We start from the raw sequence: 15,724 nt of genomic DNA, 5'->3' as shown, positions 1-15,724 counted from the left end.
GCTCAGGCGGGCTCGCGCGACCCGGGCACCGGCTGGCCGGTGATGCGGTAGCCGGCGCCGCGCACCGTTTCCACCAGCGCGCCGCCGGCGCCGAGCGCTTCGCGCAGGCGCTTCACGTGCACGTCCACGGTCCGCTCCTCGATGAACACGTGGTCGCCCCACACGCGGTCCAGCAGCGTCTGCCGGCTGTGCACGCGCTCGGGATGCTGCATGAGGAAATGCAGCAGCTTGAATTCGGTGGGGCCGACCTTCACCGGCCGGCCGTTCCAGCTGACCCGGTGCGCCGCGGCGTCGAGCGCGATGCCGCCCAGGGTCACCGTCTCGTCGCCCTTCTCCGGCGCGCGCCGGCGCAGCACGGCGCGGATGCGCGCGAGCAGCTCCTGGGTGGAAAAAGGCTTGGTGATGTAGTCGTCGGCGCCCGCATCGAGCCCGGACACCTTGTCGGCCTCGTCGCCGCGCGCGGTGAGCATGAGGATGGGGACGGCCTTGGTCCGAGCGTCGGCGCGCCAGCGCCGTGCCAGCGCGACGCCGCTCTGGCCCGGCAGCATCCAGTCCAGCAGGATCGCATCGGGCAGCACGGCGTCGATCTCCCGCTGCGCCGACTCGCCGTCCTCGGCCCACACCGGCGACAGCCCGTTGTGCCGCAGGTTCACGGCGATCAGCTCCGCGATGGAGGGTTCGTCCTCGACGATCAGGATCCGGGGCTGGTGCTTCATCCGCGTGCCTACTTCACGGTGGATTCGATGTGCTCGATCGAGCTGTGGCGCACGTCGGCGCCCTTGACCACGTAGATGATGAACTCGGCGATGTTCTTCGCGTGGTCGCCGATGCGCTCGATCGCCTTGGCCACGAACAGCAGGTCCAGGCTGCTGGAGATCGTGCGAGGGTCTTCCATCATGTAGGTGATCAGCTTGCGCACGAAGCCGTTGAACTCCTGGTCCAGCACGTCGTCGCCCTTCATGATCGCGACGGCTGCGGCACAGTCCAGCCGCGCGAAGGCATCCAGCGCCTTGCGCAACTGCGACGACGCCAGGTCGGCCGCGATGCGCAGTTCGCCCGCCGGCAGCGTGCGCATCGCGCCGCTGCTCTTGGCCATGATCGACTGCACCATGCGCGCGATGCGCTCGGCCTCGTCGCCCACGCGCTCGAGGTTGGCCGTGGTCTTGGAGATCGCCATCAGCAGGCGCAGGTCGCGCGCCGTCGGCTGGCGCCGGGCGATCACCGACGACAGGTCGCGGTCGATCTCCACTTCCATCTGGTTGACGCGCGTCTCGGTGTCGATCACCTGGCGCGCGGCCTCCTCGTTGAAGTTGCCGAGCGCGTAGATCGCCTGCCGGATCTGCGACTCGACCAGGCCGCCGAGCTCCATGACGTGCGAGGACAGCGTGTTGAGTTCGCTGTCGAACTGGGTGGAGAGGTGCTTGTCTGCCATGTCAGGCCTCCCGCCGGGCCGCCCCAAGGGAGGCCTGCGCCCCCTCGGGGGGCAGTGAACGAATGTGAACGTGGGGGCTCATGTTCTCTCCTTATCCGAAGCGGCCGGTGATGTAGTCCTCGGTCTCCTGGCGCTTGGGCTTGAAGAAGATCTGCTCGGTCTCGCCCACCTCCACCAGGTCGCCCAGGTACATGTAGGCCGTGTAGTCCGACACGCGCGCGGCCTGCTGCATGTTGTGCGTCACGATGACGACGGTGTAGTCGTGCTTCAGTTCCACGATCAGCTCCTCGATCTTGCCGGTGGAGATCGGGTCCAGCGCCGAACACGGTTCGTCCAGCAGCAGCACGTCCGGCTTGATTGCGATGCCGCGGGCGATGCACAGGCGCTGCTGCTGGCCGCCGGAGAGGCCGGAGCCGCTCTGGTTCAGCTTGTCCTTCACCTCGGTCCACAGCGCCGCCTTGCGCAGCGCCCATTCGACCCGCTCGTCCATGTCGGTCTCGCCGAGGTTCTCGAACAGGCGCACGCCGAAGGCGATGTTGTCATAGATGGACATCGGGAACGGCGTCGGCTTCTGGAAGACCATGCCGACCTTGGCGCGCAGCAGCGCCACGTCCTTCTTCGACTTCAGCAGGTTCTCGCCGTCCAGCACGATCTCGCCTTCCGCGCGCTGGTCGGGATAGAGCTCGTACATCCGGTTGAAGGTGCGCAGCAGCGTGGACTTGCCGCAGCCGGACGGGCCGATGAAGGCGGTGACCTTCTTCTCGGCGATGTCCAGGTTGATGTTCTTCAGCGCGTGGTACTTGCCGTAGAAGAAGTTCAGGTTGCGCACGGCCAGCTTGGCCTGCACGCGCTCGGGGGCGAGGGTGGCGTCCATGGATTCAGGTCCGGTTGCGCGTGAGCACGCGCGCCAGGATGTTCAGGCCGAGAACGGCCAGGGTGATGATGAAGACGCCGGCCCAGGCGAGTTGCTGCCAGTTCTCGTACGGGCTCATGGCGAACTTGAAGATCGTGACGGGCAGGCTCGCCATCGGCTGCGAAAGGTCCGAACTGAAGAACTGGTTGTTCAGCGCCGTGAACAGCAGCGGGGCCGTTTCACCGGAGATGCGCGCCACGGCCAGCAGCACGCCCGTGACCACGCCGGCCCGGGCCGCGCGCAGCGTGATCTTGACGATCACCTTCCACTTCGGCGCGCCCAGCGCATAGGCCGCCTCGCGCAGCGCGGGCGGCACCAGCAGCAGCATGTTCTCGGTCGTGCGGATCACCACCGGGATGACGATCAGCGCCAGCGCCACGCTGCCGGCCCAGCCGGAGAACTGCTTGTAGTGCGCCACCACCAGCGCGTACACGAACAGGCCGATCACGATCGAAGGCGCGGACAGCAGGATGTCGTTGACGAAGCGCGTGACGCTGCCCAGCCAGCCGTTGGGGTCGTACTCCGCGAGGTAGATGCCGGCCAGGATGCCGATCGGCGTGCCGACGAAGGTGGCCAGCACCACCATGAGGAAGGAGCCCCATAGCGCGTTGAGCAGTCCGCCCGCGTCATTCGGGGCCGGCGTGCTCTGGCTCAGGGCGGCCCAGTTCAGGCCGCCGACGCCCAGGAGCACCGTCGACCAGAGGATCCAGACCAGCCAGAACACCCCGAAGGCCATGGCCAGCAGCGACAGCGCCAGCGCGGTGCGGTTGACGCGCTTGCGCGCCAGGTACTTGCGCTCGCGCTGCTGCGCCGAATCGGCGGCCCGGATCAGCTTGTCGGCGGTGGACGTGGAGGGCGAGTTCATGCGCGCGCACCTTCGTTGCGGCGCAGGCGCGCCAGCAGCAGCTTGGACAGGGTCAGCACGACGAAGGTGATGAAGAACAGCACCAGGCCGAGGTACATGAGCGCCGCCTGGTGCATGCCGCTCGCGGCCTCCGCGAACTCGTTGGCCAGGGCGGAGGTGATGCTGTTGGCGGGGGCGAACAGGCTGATCGAGTCGAGCTGGTTGAAGTTGCCGATCACGAAGGTGACGGCCATCGTCTCGCCGAGCGCGCGCCCGAGGCCCAGCATGATCCCGCCGATCACGCCGCCCTTGGTGTAGGGCAGCACCACCCGGAACATGACTTCCCAGGTGGTCGAGCCCAGCGCGTACGCAGACTCCTTCAGCATCGGCGGCGTGACGTCGAACACGTCGCGCATCACGGCGGCGATGAAGGGAATGATCATGATCGCGAGGATGATCCCCGCGGCGAGGATGCCCATGCCCACCGGCGGACCGGAGAACAGCGCGCCGAGCACCGGCACCGTGCCGAACCACGCCTGCAGCGGCTGCTGCACGTAGGTCGCCAGCAGCGGGCTGAACACCAGCAGGCCCCACATGCCGTAGACGATGGAGGGGACGGCGGCGAGCAGCTCGATGGCGGTGCCGAGCGGCCGCTTGAGCCACGCCGGCGACAGTTCGGTGAGGAACAACGCGATGCCGAAGCTCACCGGAACCGCGATGACGAGCGCGATGAAGGACGTCGCGAGCGTCCCGTAGATCATCACGAGGCCGCCGAACTCCAGGCTCGGCGGATCCCACACGGTGGACGTGAAGAAGCCCAGTCCGTACTTCTGGATCGCGGGCCAGGCGCCGATCGCGAGCGACACCAGGATCCCGAGCAACAGCGACAACGTCAGCAGCGCCGCGCCACGCGCGGCCCAGGCGAAGACACGGTCCACGACGGCGCCGGTGCGGACCCGGCCCGTCGAAGGGGGCGAACTCATTTCCGCGCGCCGCGCGGGCCGCGCACGGTAGTCGAGGGAAGCCTCATGGGCCGGGAGTGTAGAGGACAAGGAAAGTCTCTCGCTGCATGGAAAAGGCCGGAGCGCCCATCGGAGCGCCCCGGCAGCCATCACCGTCCCGCGCGCTACTTGAACGCGACGTTCTTGCCCGAGGCGTCCTTGATCTCGGTGGCCCACAGCTTCTCGATCTGCGCCTTCACCGTGTCGGGCATGGGCACGTAGTCGAGCTCTTCGGCGATCTTGTCGCCCTGCTTGAAGCCCCACTCGAAGAACTTGAGGGCGGCAGCGGCCACCGCCGGCTTGTCCTGTGCCTTGTGCATCAGCACGTAGGTGGTGCCGGTGATCGGCCACGACTTGTCGCCTGGCTGGTTGGTCAGGATCTGGTAGAAGCTCTTCTTCCAGTCGGCGTTCGTGGCAGCCGCCTTGAACGCAGTGTCGTCGGGCGTCACCATCTTGCCCGCGGCGTTCTGCATCAGCGCGTACGTCATCTTGTTCTGCTTCACGTACGCGTACTCGACATAGCCGATGGAGTTCGGCAGCCGGCTCACGAAGGCGGCGACGCCCTCGTTGCCCTTGCCGCCCGTGCCGGAGGGCCAGTTCACGCTGGTGCCTTCACCGACCTTGGCCTTCCAGTCGGGGCTGACCTTGGACAGGTAGTTCGTGAAGATGAAGCTGGTGCCGGAGCCGTCGGCGCGATGCACGCTGGCGATCGGCGCATCGGGCAGGGTCACGCCGGGATTCAGCGCCTTGATGGCGGGGTCGCTCCACTTGGTGATCTTGCCGAGGTAGATCTCCGCCAGCACCGGGCCGTTCAGGTGCAGCTGGCCGGGCGCCACGCCCTTGATGTTCACCACCGGGATCACGCCGCCGATCACGACCGGGAACTGGATGAGGCCCTTCTGGGCCAGCTCCTCGTCCTTCAACGGCATGTCGGACGCGCCGAAGTCCACCGTCTTCGCATCGATCTGCTTGATGCCGGCGCCGGAGCCCACGGACTGGTAGTTGATCTTGACGCCGGTCTGCTTGTTGTAGTCGGCGGCCCACTTGGCGAGCACGGGCGCCACGAAGCTGGAGCCGGCTCCCGTCACGTCCTGCGCGGCCGCCGCGCCGGCAAATGCGACGCCTGCGAGGGCCATGGAAGCCACGTGGATGCGGATGTTCATTCTTCACCTCTCGGGGTTGGTCAATCGACGCTGCGGACTTTAGGCGCCGTTTGTGACACCCCCATGACAGGGGGAAGTCCTTGCGCTGCCGAGGCAACGCGGGCATCCCGTCATGCAACCGACATGGAAGCGTCACGCTTGCGTCACCTTGCCCTCCCGGGCCACGCGTGCGCGGCGCGGGTGCTATGCTGGCCCCCGCCTCGCCTCGCCCTCGCATGCCCACCGGATCCCTGCTCGCCGCCGTCGACCTCGGCTCCAACAGCTATCGCCTGGAGATCGGCCGTCTCGACCACGGCCAGATCCAGCGCGTCGAGTACCTCAAGGAAACCGTGCGCCAGGGCAATGGCCTGGACGATGCGCGCAACCTCACGCGCGACGCGATGGAGCGCGGCTGGGCCTGCCTCGCCCGTTTCGCCGAGCGGCTGGCGGGCTTCCAGCAGCGCCAGGTGCGCGCCGTCGCCACGCAGACGCTGCGCGAAGCGCGCAACCGCGACGTGTTCCTCGCGCGCGCCCACGAGATCCTGGGCTTTCCCATCGACGTGGTGTCCGGCCGCGAGGAAGCGCGCCTGATCTACCAGGGCGTCGCGCACCTGCTGCCGGACTCAGACGAGCGCCGGCTGGTGGTGGACATCGGCGGCCGCTCCACCGAGCTGATCCTGGGCCGGCACACGCAGCCCGAGGTGATGGAGAGCTACCGCGTCGGCAGCGTCGCCTGGTCCATGCGCTACTTCCCCGAGGGGAACTTCACGGCCGCGGCGTTCGAGCGGGCGGAGATCGCCGCGCAGGCCGTTCTCGACGAAGCGCTGAGCAGCTATCCCCGCGGCAGCTGGGACATGGCCTACGGCTCGTCCGGCACCATCGGTGCGGTGGCGGACGTGCTGGCGGCCTCGGGCGCTCCCGCGGGCGAGGTCAGCCGCGAAGGTCTCGACTGGCTGGTGCAGCAGCTGCTGCAGGCCCGCAACTCGGAGCGCGTGCGCCTGCCCGCGCTCAAGGAAGACCGCCGGCCCGTGATCGGCGGCGGCGTCAGCGTGCTGCGCGCGGTCTTCTCGCTGCTGCAGATCGATCGCATGCAGGCCGCGCAGGGCGCGTTGCGCCACGGCGTGCTCTACGACATGCTGGACCGGGCCGATGCCGCGACCGATATCCGCACGCGCACCGTGCAGCGGCTGGCGGCCCAGTTCGCGGTCGACCCGGCGCAGGCGGAGCGCGTGCGCAAGGTGGCGTGCCATTTCCTCGCCCAGCTGCATCCCGAGCTGCCGCGTGCGGAGCTGGAGCACGATCTCCGCAAGCTGGAGTGGGCCGCCCGCCTGCACGAGATCGGCAGCCTGGTCTCGCACAGCGACTATCACAAGCACGGTGCCTACATCCTGGACAACACCGATGCGTCCGGCTTCTCGCAACATGAACTGCACCGCCTGGGCCTGCTGGTGCTGGGACACCGCGGCAAGCTGCGCAAGCTGGAAGCCGACTTCACCGACGCGATGTTCGTGCAGCAACTGGTGTGCCTGCGGCTGGCCGTGCTCCTGTGCCATGCGCGCCGCGACCCCGACCTGCGCGGGCTGCGCCTGACCACCGGCGGCGCCAGCTTCCGCCTGGAAGTCCCCGCCGCCTGGGCAGCGGCCTGGCCGCAATCGGCCCACCTGCTGCGCGAGGAAACCGCCGCCTGGCAGAAGACGCCCTGGACCTTCGTGCTGGCCTGAGCGCGCCGCACCGCGGGGTGGTGAGCGCCGCCAGCGGCGCGGGAGCGAAACAGTATTACTGTATATACTGTTTTTTCCTGATCGCAGCAAAGGACTCGCCCCATGGCCACAGCCAGGAAGACCGCCCGCAAGACCGCCGCGAAGAAACCCGCGGCCCGCCAATCCGCCAGCCGCAAGCCGGCGGCGAAAGCCGCGCCGGCGAAGGCCGCGCTGCCGGCCACGACCAAGGCAGACAAGGGCGACAAGGCCGACAAGGCGCGCAAGCCCAAGCTCGTGCGCGACAGCTTCACCATCCCCAAGTCCGAATACACCGTGCTCGAAGCGCTCAAGCTGCGCGCGGCCAACCTGGGAAGGCCGGCGAAGAAGAGCGAGGTGCTGCGCGCGGGAGTGATGGCGCTTGCGGCCATGGGCGACGCGGCCTTCCTCGCCAGTGTCACCGGCGTGCCCGCGATCAAGACCGGGCGGCCCGCCAAGGACGCGGCCTGACCCGCGAGCGCAGCGGCTAGACCGTCTCGGGCGACTGGACGGCCCAGACCCCGGCCTGCTCGTCGCCGTCGCGTTCGCGGCCGCGCAGCCACCACACCGCGCCCTTGCGCACCCCGCACTGGCCGCCCGCGATGCGCAGCAGCTGCGCGAGCACCTCGCCCAGCACGGGCTGGTGGCCCACGATCAGCACGGGGTGGCGTGCATGCGGCCACTGCGCCGCGGCCAGCAGGTCCTGCGCGCTCGCGCCCGGCGCAAGCTCGTCGCGCACCTTGAACTTGCGGCCCAGCGCCAGCGCGGTCTGCTGGCAGCGCAACGCCGGGCTGCACAACACCCGGGTGCCCTCGGGCAGGTGCCGGTCCAGCCAGGCGCCCACCCGCGCGGCCTGCTTTTCCCCTTTCGGTGTGAGCGGACGGTCGATGTCCGCCAGCTGTTCGCCTGGGTCGACGGCTTCGGCGTGGCGCCAGATGATCAGGTCCATGTCCGCACCTCCTCCTCGCCCGGAAGGGCGGCATAACGTTGCATCAGGGCCGCCTGCGCACCGTGCGCCCTGGGGTCCTCGGCGCCCTTGACGCGCTTGTAGCTGCCATCGGGCTGCAGGTCCCAGGCGTCGCGTTGGTCGTGCAGGCAGGCCTGTAGGCACTCGTCGATCACGCGTTGCCGCAGCTGCGGGTCCAGCACCGGCCAGGCGAGTTCGACCCGCCGCAGCATGTTGCGGTTCATCAGGTCGGCACTGGAGAGATAGAGGTGCTCCTCCTGCCCGGCGCGGAAATAGAACACGCGCGAGTGCTCCAGGAAGCGGCCGATCACCGAGCGCACGCGGATGTTCTCGCTCAGGCCGGGAACGCCCGCGGGCAGCATGCAGGCGCCGCGCACGATCAGGTCGATGCGGGTGCCGCGCCGGCCGGCCTTCACCAGTGCCTCCATCAGCGGTTCGTCGGTGAGCGCGTTCATCTTCAGCACGATCCGGCTGTCCAGGCGGTTCGCGGCCGCCATGCCCACCAGGTCGATCTGTTCGATCAGCTTGCGCTGCAGCTGGAAGGGTGCGATCCAGACATGGTGCAGCCGGGGCAGCCGGCTCTGGCTGGCGAGGTGCACGAACACCTGCTCGACGTCCGAGGTGAGCTGCGGGTCCGCCGTGAGGTGGCTCAGGTCCGTATAGATCCGCGCGGTGCGCGGGTTGTAGTTGCCCGTGGAGAGATGGGCGTAGCGCACCAGCGCCTTGCCCTCCCGGCGCGTGATCAACAGCATCTTCGCGTGCGTCTTGAGGCCCACGACGCCATAGACCACCTGGGCGCCGACGGCTTCCAGCGCTTCCGCCCAGTTGATGTTGGCTTCTTCGTCGAAGCGCGCCATCAGCTCCACCACCGCTGTCACTTCCTTGCCCACGCGCACAGCTTCCCGCAGCAGTTCCATCATCTGCAGGTCGTTGCCGGTGCGGTAGATGGTCTGCTTGATCGCGAGCACCTGCGGGTCGTGGACGGCCTCGCGCAGGAAGGCCAGCACGCCATCGAAGCTTTCGTACGGCTGGTGGATCAGCACGTCGCGCTTCTTCAGCTGGTCGAAGATCGGCCGGCCGGGCTCCAGTCCGCGCGGCCAGCTGGGCACGTAGGGCCGGAACAGGAGCTTGGGCGCATCCACGAGGTCGATGACCTGCTGCAGGCGCACCAGGTTCACCGGTCCGTGCACCCGGTAGAGCGCCGCCGCCGGCAAGCCGAACTGCTTGAGCAGGACGTCGGAGAGGAACTCGGAGCAACCGGCCGCCACCTCGAGCCGCACGGCCTGGCCGTAGTGGCGCTGCTGCAGGCCCAGGCGCAGCGCGGTGCGCAGGTTGCGCACTTCTTCCTCGCCCACGGCGAGTTCCGAATGACGCGTGAGCCGGAACTGCGAGAACTGGCCCACCTCGCGGCCCGCAAACAGCAGGTCGAGGTGCGCGCGGATCACGCTGGACAACGAGACCAGCAGTTGACGCTTGCCCGAGACCTTGGCCGGCATGCGGATCACGCGCGGCAACACGCGCGGCACCTTCACGATCGCGATCTCGTTCTCGCGCCCGAACGCGTCCTTGCCCGAGAGGCGGACGATGAAATTGAGCGACTTGTTCGCCACCTGCGGGAACGGATGCGCCGGGTCGAGGCCGACCGGGATCAGCAGCGGCCGCACCTCCTCCTCGAAGTACTCGCGCACCCAGGCACGCTGCGCCGAGTTGCGGTCGCCGTGCGAGACGATGGCGATGCCCTCGCGCGAGAAGGCCGGCGTGAGCTCGTCGTTGTAGAGGCTGTACTGGCGCTCGACGAGCTTGTGTGCGTACGCCGAGAGACGCTCGTAGCTGCGCAGCGTGTACGGGCCCTTGGACTCGCCCGCCTGCGCGGCCGACAGGTGGTCCGCCGCCCGCACCTCGAACCATTCGTCCAGGTTGGACGACACGATGGTGAGGAAGCGCAGCCGCTCCAGCAGCGGGACGCCCGGCCTCTGCGCCCAGTCCAGCACACGCTCGTTGAAGGCGAGGATGCTGTGGTCGCGGTCGAGGAAGGGAAGCACCGACGGGGCGGCGTCGCTCATGGGGCTCGCTGGATGACGGAAAGATGACAGTGTGGGCCCTTTGGATGACCGCGGGATGACAACGGCCGGGCTCATAGGCCCGGCCGGCCGCTGCCAGCAGCATGCCGTGTTCCCGCGCATCCGGCATCGGGGCTGTCCTGCGCGCCACGCTGCCCTTTTCCCGGCCCCGCGCCGCAGGGGCCGCTGCTAGGATGGCTGGGTCAGCCGGAGACGGCCAGCGCACGCAGCCGAGGGCAGTGCCTCGCGCGCGCCGCCGGGCGGTCCGGCCAGAGGAACCCATGGATAGCGACGAATTCGTGCGCCGGCTGCAGGCCGACGTGGCCGACGGTTACGACGAGGAGCTGGAGCTCGAGCTGGACGACCGCCCCTTTTCGGCCGAAGGCGTGGCCATTCCCCTCACCAGCGAGGAGAAGGAGCAGAGGCGGCTGTACTTCCGCGAGCTGCTCCGCTTGCAGGGTGAGCTCGTCAAGCTGCAGGACTGGGTGGTGGCGACGGGGCACAATCTCGTCATCCTGTTCGAGGGCCGCGACGCGGCCGGCAAGGGCGGCGTCATCAAGCGCATCACGCAGCGCCTCAATCCGCGCGTATGCCGCGTGGCCGCCCTGCCCGCGCCGAACGACCGCGAGCGGACCCAGTGGTACTTCCAGCGCTACGTCGCGCACCTGCCGGCGGCCGGCGAGATCGTGCTGTTCGACCGCAGCTGGTACAACCGCGCGGGCGTCGAGCGGGTGATGGGCTTCTGCACGGACGAACAGTACGAGGAGTTCTTCCGCAGCGTCCCGGAGTTCGAGAAAATGCTCACCCGCTCCGGGATCCACCTGCTGAAGTACTGGTTCTCCATCTCGGACGAGGAGCAGCACGTGCGCTTCCTCAGCCGCATCCACGACCCGCTCAAGCAGTGGAAGCTGAGCCCCATGGACCTGGAGTCGCGCCGCCTGTGGGAGAGCTACACGCGGGCGAAGGAAGTGATGCTGGAGCGCACCCACATCTCCGAGGCGCCCTGGTGGCTGGTGCACGCCGACGACAAGAAGAAGGCGCGCCTGAACTGCATCGCGCACCTCTTGTCGCAAGTTCCTTATACCGAGGTGCCGCACCCGACGGTGGTGCTGCCGCAGCGCCAGCGCCAGGAGGATTACGAGCGCCACCCCGTGCCGCCCCACATGTTCGTCCCGCAGCGGTACTGACGCTCGCGCCGTGACCGAATTCGAGCTCAAGTTCCAGGTGCCGCGCGAACGCGCGGCCTCGGTCGAAGCCGCCTTGCAGCGCGGCGCGGTCGAGCGTACGCGCCTGCGGGCGCGCTACTTCGACACCGCTGACGCTGCGCTCGCGCGGCACTGCCTCGTGCTGCGCCTGCGCCAGGAAGGACGCCACCTGGTTCAGGCAGCCAAGGGGCCGGGCGGCCGCGGCTTCGACCGGCTGGAACACGAAATGCCGTTGGCGCAGCATGCCGATACGCCCGACATCTCGCTGCATGCCGACCACCCGGTGGGCAAGCTCCTGCGCCGCGCACTGGACGAGGCCTCGTCGCCGCTGCAGCCGGTGTTCGAGACGGACATCGTGCGGCATTCGCGCGTGCTGAAGGCGGCGGGCACCTCGGTGGAGATCGCGCTGGACCAGGGCCGCATCCGGGCCGGCGACGCCAGCCTGCCGGTGCTGGAGCTGGAATTCGAGCTGAAGGAAGGCAATCCCGCGACCCTGGTGGAACTCGCGCAGCGCTGGTGCGAGCAGCACGGTCTCTGGCTGGATCCCCTGAGCAAGTCCGCCGCCGCGTGGCGCCTCGCCGACGGCGTGCAGCAAGCGCCCGCCGTGCAGGCGGAGGCCGTGCAGCCGCAGGACAGCGCGCAGGCCCTGCTCGCCGCGATCCTGGATGCAGGTCTCGCGCAGGTGCTCGGCAACGCACGCGAGCTCGCGGCGGGCAACGGCGGCGACGAGCACGTGCATCAATTGCGCGTCGGGCTGCGGCGCGTGCGCACGGCCTTGCGCGAGCTGGGCGCGTGGGCGCCGCCCGGGGCCATCGCGCAGGACCTGGGCGACGCGCTGCACGAGGTGTTCGGTGTGCTGGGCGAGCATCGCGATCGATCGACGCTGCTGCCGAAGCTGCGCGCGGAACTCGAGGCCGTCGGCGCGCCGCTGGCCGGATGGGACGCGCCACTGCCGGACGTCGCCGCCGTCGTTCGTTCCACCGACTTCCAGCTGCCGCTGCTGCGGCTGGTGGCGCTGGTGCAGGAACTGCACGCCGGCGCGAGCGGCGGGCTCAAGGGCGCGCGCAAGGACGCGCGTGCGCGGCTGCACAAGCTGCACCGCAAGACCCTGCGCGACGGCCGCAAATTCCGCGCGCTCGCCGCGCCGCAGCGCCACCAGGTGCGCAAGCGCCTGAAGCGGCTGCGCTACCTGAGCGAACTCGTGCGGCCGCTGTTCGACGGCAAGGCGGTCGACCGCTATGTCGCTTCGCTCAAGCAGTTGCAGGATGCGCTCGGCGCCTACCAGGACGCCGCTGCCGGGCGGCAGATGTTCGCGCAACACGCCACCGAGGACGGGCGAGCCTGGTTCGCCGCGGGCTGGCTCACCGCGCGCGAGGAAGAGCTCGCTGCAGACTGCGAACGCGCCTGCCGCAAGACGTCCGGGGACGTCCAGCCCTTCTGGACCTGATCAGAAGCGCAGGCCGGCCGAGAAGCGCACGCGATCCGCCGGGCCGGGCGAATGCGGTTGCTGCTCGTAGCCAAGCCGCAGGTAGGACCTGCGCAGGTCGTAGCGCAGCGCCAGGCCCAGGCGCTCCTGTCCGAGCTGGCGCGTGACCTGCATCGACAAGGCATCCCCGCCGGCGAAGCGGTAGCCGGCCCCGACGCTCATCATGTCGGACTCCAGGCTGCGGCCGATGCGCGCCAGCGCGAACCACTTCTCGCCGGCCTCGAGCGACAGCCCGTTGCCGGAACTGGAGCTGGCCGCCGCGAGGCGCATTGGCCCGATCGAAAGCAGTTCCAGTCTCGGCGAGAGCTCCGGGTCCGTCCATGCGGGCGCGGGCTGCAGCCACGCCGGCGCCGTGAGCTGGTACTCGGGGATCACCAGCTGCGCTTGCGCGGGCGCCGCCAGCACGGCCAGCAGCAGGCCCGCGGACAGGCCAAGGGCGATGCAGGAAAAGCAGGACAGGCGACGCATGAGATCAATGTAGACCTTGCGCACGCGTCCTGCACATAGAAGAAATTCCCGTGTCGCGGCGGGGCGACGAGCGTGCGCCCACGTCTGCGCACCGTCCCGGGGCGTTGTCTGCGCAAGGCGACAACGCGCCGCCGTCCATCCATGCAGATCGCCGCGCAGGGCGCGGAATGGGCAGGCGTTGGCCGGCCGGAGCGCCGGCATCGCCGTCCGGCGGGTGCGCCGCGCGAGCGCGTGCGTTCAGCCCGCGCGGGCGGCTTGCGCCAGGCGCTCCGCGCCTTCGCGCGCGACCTGCGCGTCGCTGGCTTCGACCATCACGCGCAGCACGGGCTCGGTGCCGCTCGCGCGAATCAGGAGCCGGCCGGTGCCATCGAGCTGCGCCTGCAGGCGTTCGCATTCGGACGAAAGCTTCGCGTTCTTCTTCCAGTCCTGCCCCGGCGCGAGCCGCACGTTGATCAGGGTCTGCGGGAACAGGCGCACGCCATCGAGCAGCTGCGCGAGCGACTTGCCGCTGCGAACGCAGGCGTTCAGCACCTGCAAGGCGCTGATCAGGCCGTCGCCGGTCGTGTGCTTGTCCAGGCACAGCAGGTGGCCCGATCCCTCGCCTCCGAGCAGCCAGCCGCGCTGCTCCAGTTCTTCCAGCACGTAGCGGTCGCCGACCTTCGCGCGCACGAACTCGACGTCCCTGGCCTTCAGCGCGAGCTCCACGGCCATGTTGGTCATGAGCGTGCCCACGGCGCCCGGCACGCGCTGGCCCTGCGCCATGCGGTCCATCACCATCACGTACAGCAGTTCGTCGCCGTTGAACAGGCGGCCGTCCGCGTCCACCACCTGCAGCCGGTCGGCATCGCCATCGAGCGCGATGCCGAAGTCCGCCTGGTTCGCACGCACCGAGTTCACGAGCGCTTCGGGATGCATGGCGCCGACGTGGTCGTTGATGTTCAGGCCATCGGGCGAGCAGCCCATGCAGAACACTTCGGCGCCCAGCTCGTGGAACACCTTGGGGGCGATGTGGTAGGCCGCGCCGTGCGCCGCGTCCACGGCGATCTTCATGCCCTTGAGCGTCAGGTCCTGCGCGAAGGTGCTCTTGCAGAACTCGATGTAGCGCCCGGCAGCGTCGTCCAGCCGACGCGCCTTGCCCAGGGTGGCGGAGTCGGCCCACTGCGGCAGCTGCTGCAGCGCCGCCTCGACGTCGATCTCCCATTGGTCCGGCAGCTTCGTGCCCTGCGCGCTGAAGAACTTGATGCCGTTGTCCTGGAACGGGTTGTGGCTCGCGCTGATCACCACCCCCAGGCTCGCGCGCTGCGCCCTCGTGAGGTAGGCGACGCCCGGGGTGGGCAGCGGCCCCAGCAGCACGACGTCGACGCCCGCGGAGTTGAAGCCGGACTCCAGCGCGCTTTCAAGCATGTAGCCGGAGATGCGCGTGTCCTTGCCGATCAGCACCGTCGGCCGGTCCTCGGTGCGCCTGAGCACGCGCCCGACGGCGTGCGCGAGGCGCAGCACGAAGTCGGGGGTGATGGGGGGCTGCCCCACCGTGCCGCGGATGCCGTCGGTGCCGAAATAAGTCCTGCTCATGTGATGCTTCCTGCCTGGCCACCCAGGGCCGCCTGGGTGGCGCTCCAGACCTGGAGCGCCGCCACCGTTTCGCGGACGTCGTGCACGCGCACGATCGCCGCTCCCTTGTCCACCGCCAGCAGCGCTGCCGCGACGCTGGGCACCATGCGCTGCTGCACCGGCGCGCCGGTGACGTGCCCCAGCGAGGACTTGCGCGACCAGCCCGCCAGTAGCGGGTAGCCCTCCGGCAGCAGCTCGCGCTGGCGCGCCAGCAGAGCGAAATTCTGTTCGACCGTCTTGCCGAAGCCGATGCCCGGGTCCCAGGCGATCCGCGCGACCGACACGCCCCGTGCGCGCAGCGCGTCGCTGCGTTCGCGCAGGAACTCCCGCACCTGCGGCACGGCGTCCCCCTGCATGGGCGAGCGCTGCATGGTCATGGGCTCCCCGTGCATGTGCATCAGGCAGACGCCGCACGCCGCATGCGCGGCCACGACGTCCAGCGCGCCGGGCTGGCGCAGCGCCCAGATGTCGTTGACGATGTCGGCGCCCAGGTCCAGCGCCTCGCGCATGATCTCGGGCTTGTACGTGTCCACCGAGATCGGCACGCCGAACTTGACGGCCTCCCGCAGCACCGGCATCACCCGGGCCCGCTCCTCGTCCACGCCCACGGGAGGGATGCCGGGGCGGCTGGATTCGCCGCCCAGGTCCAGGATGTCCGCGCCTTCAGCGATCAGCTGCTCGCAATGCGCCAGGGCCGTGCGCGTGCTGACGAAGCGGCCGCCGTCCGAAAACGAGTCGGGCGTGACGTTGACGATGCCCATGACGCGCGGCCGCTCGAGCGCGATCGCGAACCGGGTCGTCTGCCAATGCATGTGCATGGCGGGATTCTCCCTCAGCGCAGGCGTGAAAAAGGGGCCGC

15 protein-coding genes are annotated in these 15,724 nt (G+C 69.3%); 4 read left to right on the top strand and 11 right to left on the bottom strand.

Going from position 1 to position 15,724, the window contains the following annotated elements; translation table 11 throughout:
* Positions 1-2: 2 nt before the first annotated feature.
* The 6 genes from phoB to pstS all read right to left on the bottom strand — a co-directional run bounded on the left by phoB (position 3) and on the right by pstS (position 5,353).
* Positions 3-716: a phosphate regulon transcriptional regulator PhoB gene (phoB, locus tag JJB11_RS10445; protein WP_201170009.1), complete on the bottom strand. Its 714-nt coding sequence runs from the start codon at positions 714-716 to the stop codon at positions 3-5.
* An 8-nt stretch (positions 717-724) separates the two neighbouring features.
* The gene (gene phoU / locus JJB11_RS10440; RefSeq protein ID WP_201169993.1) at positions 725-1,432 is read right to left on the bottom strand and encodes a phosphate signaling complex protein PhoU; all 708 of its coding nucleotides are present in this window, start codon (positions 1,430-1,432) and stop codon (positions 725-727) included.
* A 91-nt stretch (positions 1,433-1,523) separates the two neighbouring features.
* On the bottom strand, positions 1,524-2,306 hold the full coding sequence (pstB, locus tag JJB11_RS10435; protein ID WP_201169981.1) for a phosphate ABC transporter ATP-binding protein PstB: 783 nt from the start codon (positions 2,304-2,306) through the stop codon (positions 1,524-1,526).
* Between the two features lie 4 nt (positions 2,307-2,310).
* A complete protein-coding gene (gene pstA, locus JJB11_RS10430; protein ID WP_201169968.1) occupies positions 2,311-3,210 on the bottom strand; it encodes a phosphate ABC transporter permease PstA in 900 nt (299 codons plus the stop codon).
* A complete protein-coding gene (gene pstC / locus JJB11_RS10425) occupies positions 3,207-4,172 on the bottom strand; it encodes a phosphate ABC transporter permease PstC (protein WP_201964750.1) in 966 nt (321 codons plus the stop codon). Before pstC ends, pstA begins: the two co-directional genes overlap by 4 nt.
* Positions 4,173-4,315: 143 nt before the next feature.
* Positions 4,316-5,353, bottom strand: coding sequence for a phosphate ABC transporter substrate-binding protein PstS (pstS, locus tag JJB11_RS10420; protein WP_201169960.1), 1,038 nt, complete (start codon positions 5,351-5,353; stop codon positions 4,316-4,318).
* Positions 5,354-5,568: 215 nt separating this feature from the next.
* On the opposite strand from pstS, the gene ppx reads away from it, so the two are divergent.
* Positions 5,569-7,053 (top strand): exopolyphosphatase, encoded by a 1,485-nt coding sequence (ppx, locus tag JJB11_RS10415; RefSeq protein ID WP_201169958.1) that lies wholly within the window; start codon positions 5,569-5,571, stop codon positions 7,051-7,053.
* Between the two features lie 102 nt (positions 7,054-7,155).
* Positions 7,156-7,539 (top strand): hypothetical protein, encoded by a 384-nt coding sequence (locus JJB11_RS10410; RefSeq protein WP_201169956.1) that lies wholly within the window; start codon positions 7,156-7,158, stop codon positions 7,537-7,539.
* Positions 7,540-7,555: 16 nt separating this feature from the next.
* On the opposite strand, the gene JJB11_RS10405 is transcribed toward JJB11_RS10410, so the two are convergent.
* Together JJB11_RS10405 and ppk1 are read right to left on the bottom strand one after the other, a co-directional pair.
* Positions 7,556-8,017, bottom strand: a complete 462-nt coding sequence (locus JJB11_RS10405) for a SixA phosphatase family protein (RefSeq protein ID WP_201169954.1) — start codon at positions 8,015-8,017, stop codon at positions 7,556-7,558.
* Positions 8,008-10,098, bottom strand: coding sequence for a polyphosphate kinase 1 (ppk1, locus tag JJB11_RS10400; protein ID WP_201964749.1), 2,091 nt, complete (start codon positions 10,096-10,098; stop codon positions 8,008-8,010). The genes JJB11_RS10405 and ppk1 overlap by 10 nt, the downstream gene beginning before the upstream one ends.
* 278 nt (positions 10,099-10,376) lie before the next feature.
* On the opposite strand from ppk1, the gene ppk2 reads away from it, so the two are divergent.
* Entirely contained in the window at positions 10,377-11,282 is a 906-nt protein-coding gene (gene ppk2, locus JJB11_RS10395; RefSeq protein ID WP_201169933.1) for a polyphosphate kinase 2, read from the top strand.
* A gap of 10 nt (positions 11,283-11,292) precedes the next feature.
* Positions 11,293-12,747 carry a CHAD domain-containing protein gene (locus JJB11_RS26540; protein WP_201169929.1) on the top strand — a complete coding sequence of 485 codons (1,455 nt, stop codon included), beginning with the start codon at positions 11,293-11,295 and terminating at the stop codon, positions 12,745-12,747.
* On the opposite strand, the gene JJB11_RS10385 is transcribed toward JJB11_RS26540, so the two are convergent.
* The 3 genes from JJB11_RS10385 to folP all read right to left on the bottom strand — a co-directional run bounded on the left by JJB11_RS10385 (position 12,748) and on the right by folP (position 15,677).
* Complete coding sequence (locus JJB11_RS10385) at positions 12,748-13,254, bottom strand: hypothetical protein (RefSeq protein ID WP_201169926.1); 507 nt, start codon at positions 13,252-13,254, stop codon at positions 12,748-12,750. It abuts the gene before it with no gap.
* A gap of 237 nt (positions 13,255-13,491) precedes the next feature.
* On the bottom strand, positions 13,492-14,826 hold the full coding sequence (glmM, locus tag JJB11_RS10380; RefSeq protein WP_201169923.1) for a phosphoglucosamine mutase: 1,335 nt from the start codon (positions 14,824-14,826) through the stop codon (positions 13,492-13,494).
* Positions 14,823-15,677 carry a dihydropteroate synthase gene (gene folP / locus JJB11_RS10375; RefSeq protein ID WP_201170551.1) on the bottom strand — a complete coding sequence of 285 codons (855 nt, stop codon included), beginning with the start codon at positions 15,675-15,677 and terminating at the stop codon, positions 14,823-14,825. Before folP ends, glmM begins: the two co-directional genes overlap by 4 nt.
* Positions 15,678-15,724 lie beyond the last annotated feature (47 nt).

It is taken from the genome of Ramlibacter ginsenosidimutans, from assembly GCF_016654015.1.
Classification (GTDB): domain Bacteria; phylum Pseudomonadota; class Gammaproteobacteria; order Burkholderiales; family Burkholderiaceae_C; genus Ramlibacter; species Ramlibacter ginsenosidimutans.
The sequence above is the reverse complement of the archived record's forward strand: the minus strand, read 5'-3'. Positions and strand labels throughout refer to the sequence as shown.